At 48.3% G+C, this 18,980-nt stretch carries 18 protein-coding genes; 13 read left to right on the top strand and 5 right to left on the bottom strand.

The window, feature by feature from the left end; all coding sequences use genetic code 11:
* The first annotated feature begins 73 nt into the window (after positions 1–73).
* Genes cas9 through cas2 form a run of 4 tightly spaced genes read left to right on the top strand, consistent with a single transcriptional unit; the run spans position 74 to position 4,161 of the window.
* Positions 74–3,310: a type II CRISPR RNA-guided endonuclease Cas9 gene (gene cas9 / locus AC127K_RS03290; RefSeq protein WP_483721558.1), complete on the top strand. Its 3,237-nt coding sequence runs from the start codon at positions 74–76 to the stop codon at positions 3,308–3,310.
* A 12-nt stretch (positions 3,311–3,322) separates the two neighbouring features.
* The gene (locus AC127K_RS03285) at positions 3,323–3,604 is read left to right on the top strand and encodes a CRISPR-associated endonuclease Cas1 (RefSeq protein WP_483721557.1); all 282 of its coding nucleotides are present in this window, start codon (positions 3,323–3,325) and stop codon (positions 3,602–3,604) included.
* Between the two features lies 1 nt (position 3,605).
* On the top strand, positions 3,606–3,848 hold the full coding sequence (locus AC127K_RS03280; RefSeq protein WP_483721556.1) for a hypothetical protein: 243 nt from the start codon (positions 3,606–3,608) through the stop codon (positions 3,846–3,848).
* A complete protein-coding gene (gene cas2 / locus AC127K_RS03275; protein WP_483721555.1) occupies positions 3,841–4,161 on the top strand; it encodes a CRISPR-associated endonuclease Cas2 in 321 nt (106 codons plus the stop codon). Before AC127K_RS03280 ends, cas2 begins: the two co-directional genes overlap by 8 nt.
* Positions 4,162–4,805: 644 nt before the next feature.
* Here the strand turns inward: cas2 and AC127K_RS03270 are convergent.
* The 5 genes from AC127K_RS03270 to AC127K_RS03250 all read right to left on the bottom strand — a co-directional run bounded on the left by AC127K_RS03270 (position 4,806) and on the right by AC127K_RS03250 (position 8,431).
* Positions 4,806–5,798 carry a helix-turn-helix transcriptional regulator gene (locus AC127K_RS03270; RefSeq protein ID WP_483721554.1) on the bottom strand — a complete coding sequence of 331 codons (993 nt, stop codon included), beginning with the start codon at positions 5,796–5,798 and terminating at the stop codon, positions 4,806–4,808.
* A 335-nt stretch (positions 5,799–6,133) separates the two neighbouring features.
* Positions 6,134–6,802: a lysoplasmalogenase gene (locus tag AC127K_RS03265; protein ID WP_483721553.1), complete on the bottom strand. Its 669-nt coding sequence runs from the start codon at positions 6,800–6,802 to the stop codon at positions 6,134–6,136.
* A 367-nt stretch (positions 6,803–7,169) separates the two neighbouring features.
* Positions 7,170–7,328 carry a hypothetical protein gene (locus AC127K_RS03260; protein ID WP_483721552.1) on the bottom strand — a complete coding sequence of 53 codons (159 nt, stop codon included), beginning with the start codon at positions 7,326–7,328 and terminating at the stop codon, positions 7,170–7,172.
* Positions 7,329–7,341: 13 nt separating this feature from the next.
* Positions 7,342–7,590, bottom strand: coding sequence for a hypothetical protein (locus AC127K_RS03255; RefSeq protein WP_483721551.1), 249 nt, complete (start codon positions 7,588–7,590; stop codon positions 7,342–7,344).
* 613 nt (positions 7,591–8,203) lie between these two features.
* Positions 8,204–8,431: a hypothetical protein gene (locus AC127K_RS03250; protein WP_346667961.1), complete on the bottom strand. Its 228-nt coding sequence runs from the start codon at positions 8,429–8,431 to the stop codon at positions 8,204–8,206.
* Between the two features lie 331 nt (positions 8,432–8,762).
* On the opposite strand from AC127K_RS03250, the gene AC127K_RS03245 reads away from it, so the two are divergent.
* From AC127K_RS03245 to AC127K_RS03205, 9 genes are all read left to right on the top strand, one after another.
* Positions 8,763–10,058: a hypothetical protein gene (locus AC127K_RS03245; RefSeq protein WP_483721550.1), complete on the top strand. Its 1,296-nt coding sequence runs from the start codon at positions 8,763–8,765 to the stop codon at positions 10,056–10,058.
* A gap of 18 nt (positions 10,059–10,076) precedes the next feature.
* Positions 10,077–11,225 (top strand): DUF5104 domain-containing protein, encoded by a 1,149-nt coding sequence (locus AC127K_RS03240; RefSeq protein ID WP_483721549.1) that lies wholly within the window; start codon positions 10,077–10,079, stop codon positions 11,223–11,225.
* Between the two features lie 29 nt (positions 11,226–11,254).
* A complete protein-coding gene (locus AC127K_RS03235; RefSeq protein ID WP_087308269.1) occupies positions 11,255–11,686 on the top strand; it encodes a hypothetical protein in 432 nt (143 codons plus the stop codon).
* A gap of 244 nt (positions 11,687–11,930) precedes the next feature.
* On the top strand, positions 11,931–12,377 hold the full coding sequence (locus AC127K_RS03230) for a hypothetical protein (RefSeq protein WP_483721548.1): 447 nt from the start codon (positions 11,931–11,933) through the stop codon (positions 12,375–12,377).
* 17 nt (positions 12,378–12,394) lie between these two features.
* A complete protein-coding gene (locus AC127K_RS03225; RefSeq protein ID WP_087183219.1) occupies positions 12,395–12,928 on the top strand; it encodes a hypothetical protein in 534 nt (177 codons plus the stop codon).
* Positions 12,925–13,437 (top strand): hypothetical protein, encoded by a 513-nt coding sequence (locus AC127K_RS03220; protein ID WP_483721547.1) that lies wholly within the window; start codon positions 12,925–12,927, stop codon positions 13,435–13,437. The genes AC127K_RS03225 and AC127K_RS03220 overlap by 4 nt, the downstream gene beginning before the upstream one ends.
* Before the next feature lie 740 nt (positions 13,438–14,177).
* On the top strand, positions 14,178–15,362 hold the full coding sequence (locus tag AC127K_RS03215; RefSeq protein ID WP_483721546.1) for an IS3 family transposase: 1,185 nt from the start codon (positions 14,178–14,180) through the stop codon (positions 15,360–15,362).
* 376 nt (positions 15,363–15,738) lie between these two features.
* Positions 15,739–17,415, top strand: coding sequence for a hypothetical protein (locus tag AC127K_RS03210; RefSeq protein ID WP_483721545.1), 1,677 nt, complete (start codon positions 15,739–15,741; stop codon positions 17,413–17,415).
* Positions 17,415–18,932, top strand: coding sequence for a site-specific integrase (locus AC127K_RS03205; protein ID WP_483721544.1), 1,518 nt, complete (start codon positions 17,415–17,417; stop codon positions 18,930–18,932). The genes AC127K_RS03210 and AC127K_RS03205 overlap by 1 nt, the downstream gene beginning before the upstream one ends.
* Positions 18,933–18,980: the final 48 nt, after the last annotated feature.

Raw genomic sequence — 18,980 nt, 5'->3', positions numbered from 1 at the left:
GTATACCGTAAAGCTCTGACGCCCTGCTTGCAGGGCGTCATCTTTTTTTATACGCAATAGGAGGTTGAGACGAATGCAATGGCCTTATGGAATCGGACTGGATATTGGTGTTGCTTCGATTGGATGGGCCACTGTTGCCCTGGATGAAAAAGCGCAGCCCTGTGGCTTGATTCGTCTGGGGAGCCGTGTGTTCAAGCGCGCAGAGCAGCCGAAGACAGGAGAAAGTCTGGCTGCACCAAGACGGGAGGCCCGCGGCATGCGTCGGCGTTTGCGCCGCAGAGCTTTGCGCAAACAGGATTTCTATCAGCTTCTGGAAAAAAATCATCTGCCGGACAAGGAAGAACTCTCCCGGCTGTTTGCGGCAGGCGGTTTGGAGGATATTTACGCGCTGCGCACCAGGGCCTTGGACGAGGCGGTGACACCGCAGGAATTTGCGCGCATTCTGCTGCATCTGATGCAGCGGCGTGGATTCAAAAGCAACCGTCTGGCAGGTAAGTCGAAAAAAGACGGAGCACTTCTCCAGGCGGTAACACAAAATCAACTGCGCATGCAGGAAAATGGCTATAGGACTGTTGGCGAGATGCTGTATAAAGACCCGCTTTTTGCAGCGTGCAAGCGCAACAAGGGGGAAAATTATCTTTCCACAGTCAGTCGGGAAGAAATTGCCAATGAAGCGCAGCTGCTCTTTGCGGCGCAGCGCGAAAAAGGCCGGGACTGGGCAACGCCGGAACTGGAAGCGGAGTACCTGTCCATTCTTTTGCGTCAGCGCTCCTTTGATCAGGGCCCCGGCGGGAACAGCCCATACAAGGGCGGCTGGGCGGAACGGGTTGGCCCTTGTACTTTGCTGCCGGAAGAAAAACGTGCGTTCAAAAACACATACAGCTTTGAGCGTTTTACTTTACTGCAAAAGATCAATAACATCCGGATCGTGGAATCCGGTCAGACCCGGGCACTTTCGGATGAAGAACGTCAGAAAATAATGGACCTGGCGTATCGTGTGGAGACTGTGCCGTATACCCTGATTCGCAAAGAACTGCAATGGCCGCAGACCATCCGGTTTGCCGATGTGCGGTATGATGTGGATACCGCACCGGAAGCAGCAGAAAAAAAGTGCAAACTCCCGCCCATGAAGGGATATCATGCTCTGCGCAAGGCTCTGGGCACGCGGCAGGCAGAGCTTCCCTTGTGGGATGATGTGATTACCATTCTGGCATCTCACCGGGATGAAGGCGTCCGGAAAAAACTGCTGGAAGAAAAAGGTCTGACCGCGGAACAGGTGGAAGCCGTTCTCGGCCTGGATTTTTCCGGTGTGGGGCATATTTCCCTGAAGGCTTGTCAGATGCTGGAGCCGTGGCTGCTGCAGGGGCTGAAGTATGATCAGGCATGCAGCAAGGCCGGATTGGATTTTCGCGGTCATAGCAATATCAAAAAAACGCCTAAGCTGCCGGCTTCGGCTCCGGAGCTGAAAGACATCACCAGCCCGGTGGTGCGCCGTGCAGTGTCGCAGACCATCAAACTGGTCAATGCCATCATCCGCGAAATGGGGCAGCCGCCTGTGTGGATTCATATTGAACTGGCCCGGGAACTGAACCGTACGTTTGAGGAGCGGCGCAGGGACCAGAAATCCATGGAAGACAACGCCAGACAGAATGAATGCCTGATGCAGGAGATCCGGGATACCTTCCACAAACTGAACCCTACGGGACAGGATTTGATCAAGTACCGTCTGTGGAAAGAGCAGGATGGGATCTGTGCCTATTCTCAGCAAAGCATTGCGGCGGAACGGCTGTTTGAAACCGGCTATGCTGAGGTGGATCATATTGTGCCGTACAGCATCAGTTTTGATGATTCCCGCAGCAACAAAGTGCTGGTGATGGCGGCGGAAAACCATCAGAAGGGAAATCGGCTGCCGCTGCAATATCTTCAGGGAGAGCGGCGCGAAAAATTTATTGTGTGGACGAAGTCGCAGGTCCGCAACTATCGCAAACAGAAAAATCTGCTGCGGGAAACATTGAGCGAAGAAGAACAAAACGGTTTCAAGCAGCGCAATCTGCAAGACACACAGCATATGGCTCGCTTTTTGCTGAATTACATTCAGGATCACCTTGCATTTGCCGATCATCCGGCTGCGGGCAAACAGGGGGTCATGGCGTTGGCAGGTGCGGTTACCAGCCATCTTCGCAAACGTTGGGGGCTGACAAAAGTACGGGCAGACGGTGACCTTCATCACGCACTGGATGCGGCAGTCATTGCCTGCGCTACCCGGGGCATGGTGCAACAGATCTCCGGCTATTATCACCGCATTGAAGGTGAGTATCAGCAGTCTTCTGATGGCACCTATTCCGTGCATACCCGTACAGGCGAAGTCTTCCCGGCCCCGTGGCCGCATTTCCGGGATGAACTGATCCAGCGTTTGAGCCAGAAACCACAGGAAAATCTGATGCAGTGGAATCCGGTGTTTTATTCCAATTTTGATGTGGAATCGATCCGGCCTGTTTTTGTGTCGCGTATGCCGCAGCATAAGGTGACCGGGGCGGCCCACAAGGAAACCATCAAAAGCCCGAAAGCCCTGCAGGATGGTCTCCTGATAGTCAAACATCCTCTGACGGATTTGAAATTGAATAAAAAGACCGGCGAGATCGAAGGGTACTATCAGCCGTCCAGCGACAAGCTGTTGTATGAGGCGCTTCGCGCCCGGTTGCTGGAATTTGGCGGGGATGGCAAGAAAGCCTTCACAGAACCGTTTTACAAGCCAAAATCGGACGGCACGCCGGGGCCGCTGGTGCGCAAGGTCAAGCTGTGCGAAAAGGCCAGTCTGTGTGTGCCGGTTCATGGCGGAAATGGTGCGGCCGATAACGACAGCATGGTGCGCGTGGATGTGTTCTTTGTCCCGGGGGACGGGTATTACATGGTTCCCATTTACGTTTCCGACACCAAAAAGAAAGAACTGCCCAACAGGGCTGTGGTGGCACATAAGGAGTTCTCTGCATGGAAGGTGATGGAGGAAAAGAACTTCTTGTTCTCGCTGTATGCGGATGACTTAATCAAGGTAGAACACAAAAAAGGGCTTATATTCTCGATTTCCAATAAGGAGAGTACCTTGCCGTCCAGATGGGAAACAAAAGAGACATTGTGCTATTATACGGGAATGAATATAGCCGCTGGTTCCGTGACTGTATGCAGTCATGATAGTGCCTATATATTATCTAGTTTGGGAGTTAAAACACTGAATTGTCTGAAAAAATATGAAGTGGATATTCTTGGCAATGTAAGAGAGGTGAAAAAAGAAGAGCGTCGATCTTTTCGATAAGGCGGTGATCTTATGGCCTACCGGAATGTGATGATCACGACACCTTGCCGGATCAGCTGCCAGCGGGAGCAGGTGATTATTCAAGGGGAAACCAATGTCAGCTTTCCCTTGGAGGATCTGCTCTCCCTGTTGATCGAAAGCCGTCAATGTACCGTGACGACAGCAGCCCTTTCTGCATTGGCGAAAAATGGGATAACCGTTTTTCTCTGTGATGAAAAGCATATTCTATGGGTTTATTCCTTGGCTGGGGCTGCATCACAGCAGTACATTAAATGCCTGGAATCTGGCAGATGATATGATGGAACCGTATCGTCCGGTGGTCGATTTGTTTGTGGCATCGCAGATAGGGGAGGAGGCGGCATTGGATACCAAATTGAAAAGTTGTCTGTTCAACTTGTTGAATATGGATATCCTCTGCGGAAAGCAGCGGTACAGTGTCGCCTACGCCATGGAGCGACAGGTACAAAGCCTGCGCAGCGGCAGTAAAGAACTGTTCCTTCCCTGTTTGGTGCCATTGCAGCAACACAGGTATGAATAGATTCATGCGATTGGTTGTTCTCTTTGACCTGCCCGTCAAAACAAAAAAGCAGCGGCATGATGCCACCGCTTTCCGGAATTTTTTGTTGAAAGATGGGTATCATATGTTGCAGTATTCGGTATATGTCCGCATCTGTAACGGCGCTGATGCCGTACAAAAACATCGTGTCCGTTTGTATGATCATTTGCCGGATAACGGAGCTGTCCGCCTTTTGGTTATTACAGAAAAGCAGTATGCTTCCATCGAAATTCTGCTAGGCCATTTGTCTGATGCAGACCAGCCGTTTGAGAGCCAACAGCTGACAATCCTGTGATTTATAGCAACAAGAAAAAGCGCTTCAGCGTGATGCTGAAGCGCTTTTTTGACAGTCTATTATACCATACCAAGAACTGTCGGGGAGCTACAACTAATATATTCCATCTGTAAACACTCGACCGATTATACCATACCAAGAACTGTCAGGGAGCTACAACTCAAACAAACTGTCTATCCGACGGGCACCGTATTATACCATACCAAGAACTGTCGGGGAGCTACAACGTCTACACGCATTGTATCACCGCCTTATACAATTATACCATACCAAGAACTGTCGGGGAGCTACAACGCAATGTCGGAAAGAGTGTAGTTTTCCATGATTATACCATACCAAGAACTGTCGGGGAGCTACAACTGCCATTCTTTGCACGCTCCTGTCTCTTTAGATTATACCATACCAAGAACTGTCGGGGAGCTACAACCCAAAGAGGATGCTTCTGTTCAGGATATTCATTATACCATACCAAGAACTGTCAGGGAGCTACAACTCCAAAACCAGCGGCAGCATCGACGGCGGCATTATACCATACCAAGAACTGTCGGGGAGCTACAACGCACAGTGGGCGACGTTGAATTCTTCGTCGATTATACCACATCAAGAACTGTCAGTAAACTGCACCCACACAAATAGTAGTAGGCTTATTCAGCATACATGTCAGCTATTTGCCTGACATGTTCCTTCATCTGCTGAACAACATTGTCTGGTGCAGCAATTTTGAAGCCATGAGTAAAGTGACAGCACCAGGCAAAAAACGTGGGACTGATGTCCACTTCCACAGGAACTAGGTACCAACCATCCGGCTCCGGATTTTTCGGTACCACCGGGCCAAAGGCGTCCGTAACAGCATCAATCCATTCTGGAATAATTTGAAGCGTAACACGGGTTGGCTGTCCGGTATACATCGAAAATACCCGTTTTTGATATTGGTCTTTGCTGAAATGGCGGCCGACATCCGTTAAGGTGCGGGATAAGGGCGAAATTTCCAGCTTTTGCATTCTGTCTACTCGGTAGCTGACCAGCACATCGGGGTGATCCTCCGATTCACCAACCAGATAATAAAATCCATCGTTGAAAACAGTCCCCACCGGACTTACCAGATACCGCTTTGGGACGCCGTCTTCCTCGCGGCGGAGCTGTCGATTGCGCAGATACAAAAAGGATACCTGATGGTTTGTTTGTATGGCCTGGTGCAGTTGGTCGGTGTAGCGGAAAATGTTTTCGTTGCCTGACTTCTGAACACTGTATACCCGATGCTTGTGTTCCAATACTTCTGCACAGTGCCGTCCGGCCAAACGTGCTAACTTATCCACCAGCTGACGGGTTTTCTTTTCTGTAATACAGGTGGCAGACCGGACCGCATCCGCCAGAATCTGGAGCTCTGCTATATCAAAATCCCGCCCCAACAAACAGTACACGTTTTTGGGGTACTGGAATTCTTGTTGGATATCGTATCCGCCCTCAACCAGAGCTTTCAAAGCTGTCCGCACAGTGCGGGTATCACAAGGATACCCGCGCATGGAAAGCAATTCCCGCAGCTCCGCCAAAGACAGGGGATGCTCCTCGTCGCTTTCCTCATGTAAGACTTCATATAATTTCAAAGCGAAAATCCGCTGAAAATTTTCCTTGCTCATAAGGGCCACCTCCGCATCCGCTTCCTGATAACACCATATCATACATGACATGTATATGCTATACATGTTTTTGTAAATAAAAAGCAAAACAGCCGCATCGATCGGATACGGCTGTGCTGTTTTTCTATAATAGGTTTCCCCGACATATACCCATATGTTTTCCCGCGCAGTCAGTGTCCGGTGCGGCAAATCATCCCGGGATTGCAGGGCACAAAACAGAAGTTTGCGCAAGTTGGCAACGGAATCTTATGGTTGCAGAAGTTTTCGTGGCTTTCTTCTTGGGCACAGCGCCGCCGTTCTGGCGGCTGCTGCAAAATTAAGGAATGTCCCCGTTCTCAGAACGCAAGGCTGGCTGCGATCAGAAACATAGCATAGTAGTAGGTCAAAAGATTGGCCACGTGCACGGCAGGGTGCTTTGAAGGGTAAAAATACAGGAACAGGATCAGCAGATCCGAAATCCAAAACAGAACCGCCCCTGCCAACACCAGAAAGCACCAGGTCTGGCCTATGCCAAAGGCCAGCTGCAGTCCCTTGCCCAAAAGTGCCGAGACAAAGGCTGCGTAAAGCACCACCCAAGGGCGCATCCGCCCGGTCTGCATTCCCGGTATGCCGGACAACGCCGCCGCGCCGCCAGCCCCCAGCACCGCGGCCAGCGGTACCGGCCAGCCCATGGGCTGCAGCTGGCACAGGCCCCACACAAACAGGGTGTGTCCGGCCAGAAAGACTCCCAGTCCGGCCAAAAACAGGCCCGGACGGCGCAGGTTGTTGTAGAGCGCCAGCACCACATCCCCCACCAAACAGCATAGCAGTGCCGGCAGTAATCTCCAAAAAGCTTCGGGACGGCTGCCCAGAGCAGCGCACACCGCCGCCACGGCCACAAAGCAAAGGCTGCACAGTGTTTTTTCGGGCAGATAGCCCCGACCCGGCAGGCGCAGCCGCCGCACCAGCAGCCATAGGGCGGCGGTGTAGGCCACGCCTATTCCGACGATATATGGTATCTTCATGGGCCGCACCTCCTTTGCGTTACTTCACTTTCAGTATAGGCAAAAAACGATTGGCCGTCAATTTGTGCCTTGCCCCAAAAACCGGCAGAGCCTCTGGACACCCTGCAAAGCTCCGGTTTCCGGGTCCTGCAGAAAACAGGACAATTTCATCGATAAAGCATAAGATACAGCAGAAAAACAAGATAAGCCCGCCCTGTTTTCTGTAAGTCATCGATTATGCTGCACCTGTGCCATTGGCGGTTGTTCTTGCAAAACAGCTATGATTTTTAACAAAAAAACCGGCCAACCAAAGGTTGACCGGTTTGCAGTACCAAAAGGATATCGGACTTTTGTTGTCGGGTGGTATTTCGCAGCAGTGCTATCAAAATCATTCCGCCTTGCTCCATGCAAGGGAATAGTCTCCGTCTGCTTTTTTGAATCGAGTAACAACGCGAAAACGCGTTTGGGTGTCCGTCGAAATAATTACCGTAGGGTGTTCCTCATTCAATTGAGCAAGAAGCTCCTTGCGGTCTGCATAAATCTCCACCGATACGCTTCCTTTAGTAAGCCGGGAGGAAAAAAACAAACTGATATTGTTCGGATGGCAAAAGGCGCACCACCCGCTTGGTAAAACCACTGCAGGCAGCAAAGCTGGCCTGGATACATTTTTTTTGTTTTCCCCATCGGGGATAACCCATATACGTCAAAGCCGCTTTGAAGTTGAGGGTCCCGTAGCCGTTTTGATATAGGACATAAAGCAGGCAAGCCACCAACAGTGCGATCCCCGGCGCCATCAAAGCCCAGTCCATGCAGTCCCACCCCTTTTATTTGATTGTATCACAGGTCAGAGTTGGAATCCAGCCTTGCCCTCCCGTGCAATACAGAAAAAGCACCGATTCAGATGAATCGGTGCTTTCGTTGGCATGAGTTAACAGAATAGATATATTTGGCAATTCTTGGAAAACCGGCCTTTTTGGAGTAATCAACTGTTGCCAGACATCCTCCGACCAGATCCTCTGCCAAAATACCTATTCTTTGCACTTAAATTATAGCATGTACAAGGAGAAAACACAACACTTTTACTTCAAGTTATCGTTCTCCACGAGCCCTTTTTTTGCTGGGCTGCTGACTCTGCTTCCACTTCCCTTGGAAGAGTTCTTCGGTAGTACATTCTTCAGGGTAATAGAAGTTTTTTCGCACCCAACCGTTTTCTTGGTAGACTTCCGTAATGATACGATCGGACAGAACCTCAATAATGATATCCTCTCCGATTGATGTTTTCCCAAGGAGCGGTACAGGGTACTGCTCGTGATTCTTACACAATTCACGCATCGAGGCCCAATCGCCCGAATCAAAGACCACTTGCTTCAGCACTTCATCCGATATTCGCAATCATCCTTTCCCATCTATGATGTTCTTCATTCAGCAAGATGTAAAGCACATCGGAGGGTCGGGAACTCCGTCTGTGATTATTTCCTTGGCCATCTCAAGTACAATCTTTTCCTTGAGATAACTGAATTGGCACTCGCCGTCTTCGTTTATGTTACGTTCCAGCAGTTCCTCGATTTCTTTCAGGAGTTGCCGCAGGGTTTCCGCTTGATTCATTTTGTTTTTCACCTTCTTTTCAAGTGCCGGCAACAATGAAGTCATATAAGGCTCCTGGTTCTTTTAGGCACCATTCTTTTGTTCCATCGTCAGTCCAGACTTTATAGTCTGGAGAGGCATCATATATGAATATGAGATCACGGCAGTAGTGACCGGATACTAGTCAGAAGAAGGCGGTGGAGCACTCGTACTAATCATGGAAGAACAGTTGTCAGGACAGAGAGTGGAGATACATTGCGCACAGATACCCTGACTGCCTGGGGTGTTGCCGTTCTCAGCAGATCTGAGATGAAAAAATCTATAAAAACGGTAACTTTTACAGCTTGAATATGGTATTATTATCAGCATAGAAATGTGTTTTCAGAGGAGTGAGAGGATGGACAAGCTATATAAAACAGTGCTCGCAACGGTGACAGCTGCTTCGGTACTCGTCTGCAGCGCCTGTGCGGGCGCTCCGGCAGCAGATCAGGTCCAGGACCCGGATGCCGGAAAAACATTGCCGAAGATGACAGAGAAGATTACCATACCTGCCTCGATATTTAAGTTTGCCAATACAGATATCGAGGACAACATGGAGGCTTTTGAAGATTACTGTACCGATGTAAGGCGTGACGGGGATGATCTAATTCTGGAAGTGACGCCGACGCAGAAAGAAGAACTTATAGAGATGTACGCCGGGTCCATTGACGATGTGCTGGAAGATATGGAGAAAGACGAACAGGGCTATTATGTAGAGGCGGATACCGATCACAGCCGTTTCATATATCATATCGACGAGAATATCGACGGTATTCTACAGGCAAAGATGCTGTTGACGATCACGACATCGGATGTCCTGACCGGAATCATGGAAACAGGGGATCCAAACTGGAGTGTCAGCGCAAAGATCGTGAACTGCCATACGGGGCTGACTGTCGGTGAAGGCACATTTCCGGACGGGAGCATCACCTTCGGGCCCGACGAATGGAAGGCCAGCTATGACGACGGCGCATGGCTTGGTGCCAGACAGGAAGAGGTTATGGACATGACAGGCCTTACCGGGCCTTATGAGGAACTGACCGATACACAGAAAGGGGTCGTTACATCTGTCGTGCAGATGCTGGACTGGATCGAAGGGAAATATGAGCAGCAGTTTCATTATATATCCTACGCGCCGGGAGATGCCGTCGAGCAGGAACACCTAAAGGTGTATCCGGAACAGGGCGGTGAATCGGATGTTGTGACAGTGTACCGCACATATGAAAACGGCATGTACCGGTATGAAGACGATTACGGGGCGATCCTGATGCGCCCCGCCTATGAAGAGCAGGTACGCGCATTTGCAGAGCAGTATCTGCCTTCCGAAGGGATAAAGATATACACGGAGATAAAGAACGGCGGCAGCGGCGCGGCAGAAGAAGAAGCGATACTGAACGAGGTTTCCGCCGTGACGTATATTTTTATGGACGACGCCCTGTGTTCAGAACAGTACGAGGCGTTTCTGGAGGCTGTGCCGGACTGGCTGACGGAGAACTGTCAGGACGTGCCGGCCGGGATCTATCTGCGCATGGCAGAGTCTGAAGCGTGGAAACAGATTGGCAGATCTGATTATGAGGATAAGCTCCGGGAAGATATCTATACCGAAGAGGCGGAGTGCGCGATATCCGGGAGCGGGAAAGTGACCGTATATTAGCTGAAAGGAAGAGAATTTATGAGGAAGGTATTACTGCTTATCGTATGCTGCGCCCTTGTATGCAGTTTGAGCGGATGCATCGTTTTCAGGCGGGGATCATCCAATGCATATCGTTCTGATAAAGAATTGGCGGATGAAATGATAGAAAACATTATCGGGTGCGCAGAGAAGGAAGATGCAAAAGCGCTGACGGGATTATTTTCGCAGTATGCCGGGGACAGTACGCTAAACTTAACGGAACAGGCGGAAGAATTCATAGAGTTTTTTCAGGGCGAATGTAAAAGCTGGAAAGGAAATGCAAGTTCCCATGAAAAAAGTGAACACGGAAAAATAACATGGCGGGAATTGAGAGGGCACTATTCGGTTATTACAGATGAAGCACAATATGAAATCGCATATATTTATATTCCTTTTTACAGAGAAGAACCGGATAAAGAAGGGCTTACTGCGATAGAGATCACTACGGAAGAAACTTTTAACAAGGATGAATTTCTCTGGAGTCTGGATCAGAAACCGGGTATCTATGTGACAGAAACCGGGGAAGAGACGTATTCGGAACAGAGGCTGATCACTCCGGAAGAACTGATCCGGGCGGCAGGACTTACAAAAGAACAGTACAGCAAAGTTGATCTGGAACAGTTTATTGAGGATTTTGACATCACGACAGAAGATGTGGATACGCTCAACATACCTTTGCTCCTGGAAGAATACGAACCGGAACGCAAATTCGGCATGTATGATGTAAGTTATCTCATTGAAGACGGCATAGAAGAACGCACATCTGATTTTACAGAAAATGTATATGCTGTAGCTTTTATGGAAAATAAGAATACAAGTACAGAATGTGTATATTATGATCTGCCGGACAGAAAAAGGTATCGAACGTCGGATGCGTATCTTTTTGATGATCTCCACCAGGTACAGGGCGGATATTATGCGGATGGACAGCAGATTGTTGAGGCGTTAGACAAGTATGGTGTTTTTGGCTGGGAATCCGGAACGGGTGAAGAGGAAATTACAGATCCCCAGCATATGGTGCTGGCTGTATTATATGATGACGGAACGGTCTTCCGTGTAGAAGCGTCCGGCTTGTTGTCGCAGGCGCTGCCGGACGAATACGATGAAGTGAAAGAAATGCTTCTGTCAGGAGAATACAGCGGAAGTTAAAAAAGAGTTTTGTTTCAAAGGGGGACGCTATGGATAGAGTGTTTGAAGATGAATTTATGGATGCGCAGTCACGGATTATTTCACTATGTGTCGAATTTGCGGGGAATAGGACTGATAAAGTTTATGCCTATGGCTCTATCGAAGAAAGCAGTATTTCGTTCAATGCATTTTTCAAGATTGATGGTCAGATAAAAACAACAAATAATATAGCTGCCGATCCGGACGCGATATGGGATTTTCTGGATCTTGGGGAAGCGGATCTTGAGAAGATAAGACAAATATGCATACATTACGAAAAACCTGTCCCCACGGAATTAAGAATGATTTATGACTGTAAAAGCGGTAAAATAGACACGGAATATAAGTATGAAAGTATCTGTTCCGCAAAGACGGGGACAGATTCAAGCGAGATTTTTATGAAGTGGTTAGATGAGGTTCGCCAAAGCACATGGAAGAGATAAAACAGCATTGTGAAAAAGTCATACAGATACTCCGTTCCGATTATAGTACGCAGTTACAGTATTCGGGAATAATCAAAAAAATATACGACGTTATGCTGCAGATCATATCCTGCGATAATGTTAATGAACTCCCGGATATCCACTGGAACAGCCTAGCGCGGTGTTTTGCTGACGAAACGACGGATTATCAAAGTCCTATACTCTTTGAGATAGATAAAATTGCGAAGCTGTCAGAGGGAAAATAATGAAACAGTTGAGAAAAACAGAATGGCGGAGAGGATACCCCATAAAGAAAAACCTTGCCCTGTGTGCATGGGGAGTGCTGGCGCTCGCAGGCTTCGCCGGGATACTGGCGCGTCCGGAGAATATTCCGTCGCTGGCAGCGTGTGTTCTTGCATTGGCGGGCGCAGTCCTTTCGCTGCCGCGCCTGCTTGGATATTACAGAACTACATATCAGTGTCTGCCCGCTTTGAACCGGCGGCTTACAAAAAAAGAGCAGGAGGAGCTGCTCGAGTGTGAAAATTTTGAGACGATCACCGAGTTAAAGTCAGGATCGCTGCGGCGGACAGATTTTGCTGAAAGTGCCTGCTGGCTCCGGATCAATGGAAGATATATCCCGAAAGAACTTGTGATCTTACAGAAAGATATTTGCAGGAAACGGACGATAAAGTTATTGAGCAAGATTGAGTGATTTTAGGAGTGAGATTTATGAGGATTACAGACATTTTTGATGCGGTAAGAGACGCAACTTATTCGGACTTCCGGAAGTTTTATACAGGTGATCCGAATCTATTCCATAAGTATACAGGATTAAGTTTGTTTCAGTTACTGTTTGTCAATGACCACAACACAGACGAAAAAATAAAGATGATTCGATTTTTAATATCTGAGGGGGCGGATGTTAACTTTAAAAGTCCAAAAGATCAAAGAAATGCACTGCATATATTTTACTTTTCGGTTATGAGGCCCGATCCACAGTACATATTAAAAGTAACTCAGCTGCTGGTTGAGGCTGGGGTGAACATAAACGCCAAAGACAAATATGGGGCAATTCCACTTAATTATGCGATTACTGTTGTAAAGCTGCCGACAGAGACGGCTATGCCGGTATATCAATATTTAATAGATCACGGTTCAAATATCTATGAAAAAGACAATTTTGGGAAAGCATGCATTGATTATGCAAAGGAATTTTCATGGAGAAATGATCTTGTAAGTCTAATGGAAGGAACCGAATCATGAGCAAAGTGAGAAGAAAAATAACAAAATATGAGATCATTCTCTGTGTTCTTGTACTGGCGGTCATAGTTGCCGGTCTGCTTCTGCCTAAGACAGGAGAGCTGGTGTTACTGGATGAATTCTGCAATATATCCGTCATATGGATCGTGTGCATCTATGTGGTCGTGCGGGTCATACATAACTGGAAAACAGGGGAAAAAAGTAACAAAACAGCAGGAGTGATCATCGCGGTTTTCTGTGCGGCAGTCTGCATGTGGTTTACGAAGGATTTTGCCGCTGATCTGGCGTCGGGTACGAAGACGGTCACGCTGACAGATATAGAAGTAAGTGAAACACAAGCGCATACCAGCATTTTTTCGTATCATTATTATCTGATGGGGACGGATTCTCAGGGATTAAGGACCCGTGTGGAAATATCAGCAGATGACTATACGATGATGAGCCAGACAGGAAATGGAACTGCGGTTCTTGTGTATTATGAGCATACCGGACGGGCTGTGTCGGCACGCTGAGAGGAAGTTATTGCTACGACAGCATAAGGGAAGTGGTACGCAGGGTTAATCGAAACACCGGGATAGGGATCTTGAACAAAACGACCATATATACAAAGTCCAGACATGTCTCGGTGGAAACCCTTATGACGGGCTATGAAAAGATGGAGTCCTATATAACGGAAAATGTTGCTCCGGAAAAAATCATTATGAAGGAAAGATAATCATTAGCGCCATACCTGCTGCACAGGGCTGTTTTCAGGTCCGTACAAAAAGGCCCTTTATCACAACAAAACCGAACAAACTGCCTGCAAGGGACAGCCGGGAAAAACGGCTGTCTTTTTTCTATGCCCACGAACGGAAAAAGAGCCGATACTGCGGCAGGACATGGGACAGATAAGCACATATCTGTAATTTCCCGGTGCAAAATGCCCATCCTATACAATAAATCTATAAAACCGTATAGGAGGCAGGAATATGAATGAAAGGCTGCGTCAAGTATTGTTCGCAAAAAGGGTTCCTGTAAAACAAGAAGTCAAGCCGCCGGTTGCAGTATGGCTTGAACAGACTGTTCGCTGAGGTACGCTCTGGAGGCGGACCAGTCTTCCGCATATTCCATGAGGTAAGTAGTAACCAGTCTGGTGTAGGCAAAAAGCGCATCCGGCAGATGATGGACGCCATGGGACTGATCAGCTGTGAGCCGCTGCAGACCGAGTATCTGCCCCGGCAGCCGGAGGTTCCTTTCGTGGCGGAGGGCAGCCATGTCGAAATTCTATGACGATGCCCAGAAGTGGCAACTCTACGTCCGGCACCGACGGGGCCGGACACTGACGCAGCTGCAGGATGAAACCGGCATCACCGACAAGCCCCTGCGCGCATGGTTTCGCGCTTTCGACGCCCAGCTGTCCTGTCCCGACAACCAGGACCTGCTGCAGCTGCAGCAAGAACTCCGTGCGCTGCGGGAGCAGCACCGGCAAACCGCCGCAGAGCTGAAGGCAGTGCGCACCATCGTGCAGCAGGCTCTTCCGGAGTTCACCCGCTTTCAGGCCGCTTGCCGCTGGATTCCCGTCTATGGTCCCAACCTGACCTGCCGGCTTTTCGGCATCCGCAAATCCAACTTCTACTACCGCACCCAGCGTCGTCCCGCCAAAACCCAGAACCAGCATCGGGACGAAGTGCTGCGCCCGCTGGTGGAAAAACTCTACCTGCGCTCCGGCAAGCGGATTTCCTCCGAGGCAATCCGGCAGAAGCTGCTGGGCCAGGGGATCTCCATCAGCAAGTGGAAGGTTCTTTCCTTCTTGCGGGAATGGAAGGCAGACAAGGGGACCACTTCTGCCCGTATGTCTGCGGCGGCAGCCCGGCGCCGCTTTTGCCATCTCAATCTGCTGGACCGCCAGTTCAATCCGGAGGCCCCAAACAAGGCCTGGGTCAGCGACATCACCGAGCTGCACTATGCCGGCGGCAAGCTCTACCTGTGCGTTGTGCTGGACCTATTCTCCCGCAAGGTCCTGGCAGCCAGGGCTTCCTGCCAGAATGACACCGCCCTGGTGGCCCGGACCTTTGAAACCGCCTTTCTCCGGAGAGGACGGCCCCGCGGGCTGCTTTTTCACAGCGACCAGGGCCGGCAATATACCTCGGATTACTTCCGGGAATTGCTGGAGGAGTTCGGTGTCCGGCAGTCCTTTTCGGCTCCCGGCGTCCCCTATGACAACGCCGTCATGGAATCCTTTTTTGCCAGCCTGAAGAAAGAAGAATACCACCGGTATTTCTATAAAAGCATCGGCGCACTGTTGGATTCCTTGCGGCAGTACCTGCTCTTTTACAACCGGCAACGCCCCCACAGCCGGTTGGGATACCAGACACCGGAGGAGATGGAACAGCTGTATAAAACGAAACAGGCGGCCAGTACATTGACTGACCGCCTGCTTCCTGCCGACAACCTATAAAACTACAAAATCCGTAGTTGGTTTATAGAGTGAAAACTCTTAAAATCCAACTACGGATCAGTGGTTGCGGGGACAGGACTACGTTGAACCTGCGACCTCCGGGTTATGAGCTTGGAGGCAAGGCCTCTTCTTTTTTATTTCGATAATTCGTATTTTATTTTCTCTATATGCTTGTGAAATTTCTCATTTTCTGTATACCTTAATTTAAGATAATTATATAGGATTCTATTGCCTTTGTCAACAATTTTAGGTACACTATAAATAGAAAAAGGGGCATTGGGGAATCTTATTTCTCCTTCCCCGTCCGAACAAAGAATTTTCCGTAGATTTTTACCTCACAAAGCCGTTTTCTATATTCGGGAGGGACAGGATACAAATGGATTCCGCAACCATATCTGCCACCAAAAAACGTGTTCGGCAGCCGCCTCACACATTAGAACTTTGCGACGGTCTATCTGTACATTACACTTTCTCCCCCATCTCCGTCGCCAATCGCAAGCGAGGGAACACAGCGAATCAAATCAAGTTGTACCTCTACAGTTCTTCACTAAAAAGAAAAGTAGGGTCCGATGTTCGTCTGCGTTATACAACGCCGCTCAAAAAAGTACGAAAGACAAACAGGAAGCGGCATAATCCGCCTACGGAAAAGATTCTGGAAGGCGTGCAAAAACTACTTGCAAAAAATGAAGAACTGCGAGAGAGCGATTTGACAAAGACGCCGAAAGAGGCATCCGCGCTCTCCGCAAAACTATCAGTCTTCTGGTTACAAAAGCAGTCTTCTTTTCAAACAAAATATTCAAAAAACAGCAATGAGGCATCTTCCCTTGGGAAAATGATGGCACAGGTTATTCTATGCTTGGGAAATTTGGATCTCTCGAGATTATTGCACGAAGAGGAATTGCCTTTTCTCTGCACTTACGTTTTCACCACTTTGCGAAAAGTCGTCGAGCGCAGAGCTTATATGTTAATTCAAGAAAGTTTGTCCAAGTCTGTTGTATCTGTTGCCGACTTTGATGTCCTCGAGGAAGACCAGAACGTGACCCAACGTCTGTATGATTATGGCGCTCTTCTTCAAAAAGTTTTTCGTGAGTATCTACTCCTCCAAAGCATTTCCGATGAGCAGCAGAATCAAATTCTGTCTTTATTTAAAAAGCAATTCACTGTGCGCTCCAGCGTAGGTGTCAAGATGGGAAAAGGGTTACGTCCCAAAAGTTTGAGTGTAGACGACTACCGACTTTTATGGAAAAGCCTTACGAAGGAGCCCCACAATCCACTGGCACTGGCGCAGTTGCTGATGTTGTTTTTAGGTTTAACAGCCGAGGAAGTTTGTGCTCTGGACGGCGAAGATTTACTTCCAATTCCCAATTATCGTGCCTACCAGCTCCGTATTACCAAACGCTGCGTTCCCATAAAGAAGAACGATAACCACAAAAACTATATCGTATCTAGCGAACTTCCCAATTCAGAAAGTTATCGAAATGTGCCAGTTCCATTTTTGTTGGTGAAACTGATTTTACAATCTGCGCAAGCTCCGCAGAAGCCTCTGTTTTGCGACGATAAATCCGGGCAACGTATGAAGGTAAATGTATTGCAAGCGGAATTCCGAAAACTGTTCCGTAATTTTAAAAAGAGTTTTCTTGAGTATCACCGTGATGATGGGCAAGCTGTTAGTATACAGGTTTCTTTTCGCCCAGAAAATTACCGGCAAAGTTGTCGCCATTTTTGGCAATTTCTATGTGGGCTGCAGCAGAACGAGATCCGTTACTTGGGCGGGTTGGCTCAAATCGATACCGCCGGACAACATTACATTGACTTCAATAACGCGCATAAACAATATCATATGTGTGTGCAGATGAGCTACGGGCTTATGGCAGTAGCTGCTCCAGGCGCCCTTCCTCCCAAAATGCCAAAAGGTTCGCTTGAGAGAAAGTGCCATATTGAAGGCGTGTTTAATCATGTTCTGCACACCAGACTACACATCCGCCGCCCTTGTACGGTTACCATTACCTCTGCACATGGGGTCACCATAAAAACGGAAGAAGGCTGTTTGTGATGGGAATCCGAGAATCTCTGACACTGACTTGGCAGGACTTGGACCAAAGTCCCCTAAGTCTATTCACCTATTGTGAAGAGGCAATGGCTACAAAGCCAAACACCAATTCATCTACCGCCCGTTTGTGGAACGCAAACACCCAGGCAACTTATCACCGTATGATGGAAAAAATGCAAGCGCTCTATTTTGATTCTTTAGGACTTACCTTCGGCGACCTGGAGTTCGAGCATTTTGCAGCAGCTGTTGATGCGTACGTTCAACAATCCAAAGCCAAATCAAAAAGTGGCGAAGTTTCCGATGCTACAAAGGATAAACTTTGCAGCATTTTAAAAAGTCTTTCCTCTTTTGTACACGAAAAATTGCCCTCGTACTCTGATCCATGCTGGGGTTCTATCTGGAATTATCACAAAACAGCCCTGCCTAAAAGAGGATCCGCCGGGAAGAAAGAGGAGCTGAGACAACTTCGAGAGCAAGAAATTGAGGAAATCGTAAAACTTCCTCGCTCTTTACAAATTCGCGAAGAAATCAAATTTGCCAAAGTTCTTCGCAAGGGGATCAACAGTCCTGACGGTGTATTCATCGGTGGATTACTGATGCTCTATCTGGGACTACGTCCCAGTGAATGTTGTGGTTTGACTTATCGCGCAATCCAACCTCTGACGAAAAACGTAAAGGCTCTTTATATTTATCGCGCCTTGGATACGTCGAATAAAAGCAAAAATCAACTCAAAACCAAAAACGCCTATCGTGTGTTACCCATACCGGCCGAATTGGATTCTTTATTGCAAGAGCGTATGCAATACATTCAGAAATCCCATCCCAACGGCTGCTTGGAGGATTTTCCCATTGTAAATTCTCCCGAGGACTGTACAAAATTCTGCACCCGCAAGCATTTCGGCGACACAATCAGGAATTTGCTTCGCAGCATCCGTACCAATGAAGAAAGTCTGGTTTACGCCTCTCGTCTTCTCGAGGCAAACAAATCCGTAAAAGAAGAAAGCCCCACCGCTTATTTGCTGCGAAGACACTATGCCACCATTCTTTCCAGCGTCTGTTTGATGACTGAAGAAGAACTGCAATATTTGATGGGGCATGATATCCGCAACGCCGATATTCGGCACTTCGATTTGCTGGATACGGATTGGTTGCTTCATATGTATGACAAGCTGAATCGCCGTCACATTTTCACGGAGACCCAATCCGATTTGGCAAGCTCAAAAGATTCTCTCCCAGAAAATATATCAGAAGCCTCTATTCGATTTATTGATACAGATTTCCAAGGCGGCAATCCCGAATTCATAATCGACATCTGGAATACCTGCCCCGCCGATGCACTGACACTCAGTGTCAAAGCAGAATCCCGCACTGTAAAAGGCACAGTACTGTATGAAGCCGATTACCGTCCGATTGCAGAAAATCTTCCTCCTATGATTCGCTTTGACAGCGCCTACCACAGAGCACTAGAGAAGTCCGCCAATAAGAGCGCGGGACGCACAAAAAATAAGGCCCACCCGTAGTCTCCTCTGCTTTTTCCAAAAATAATTTAGGTGCTCATTTTTATTTGG

Source organism: Subdoligranulum sp. DSM 23681 (genome assembly GCF_057005535.1).
Note: the sequence above shows the minus strand (reverse complement) of the source record. Positions and strands in the feature narration are given on the sequence as shown.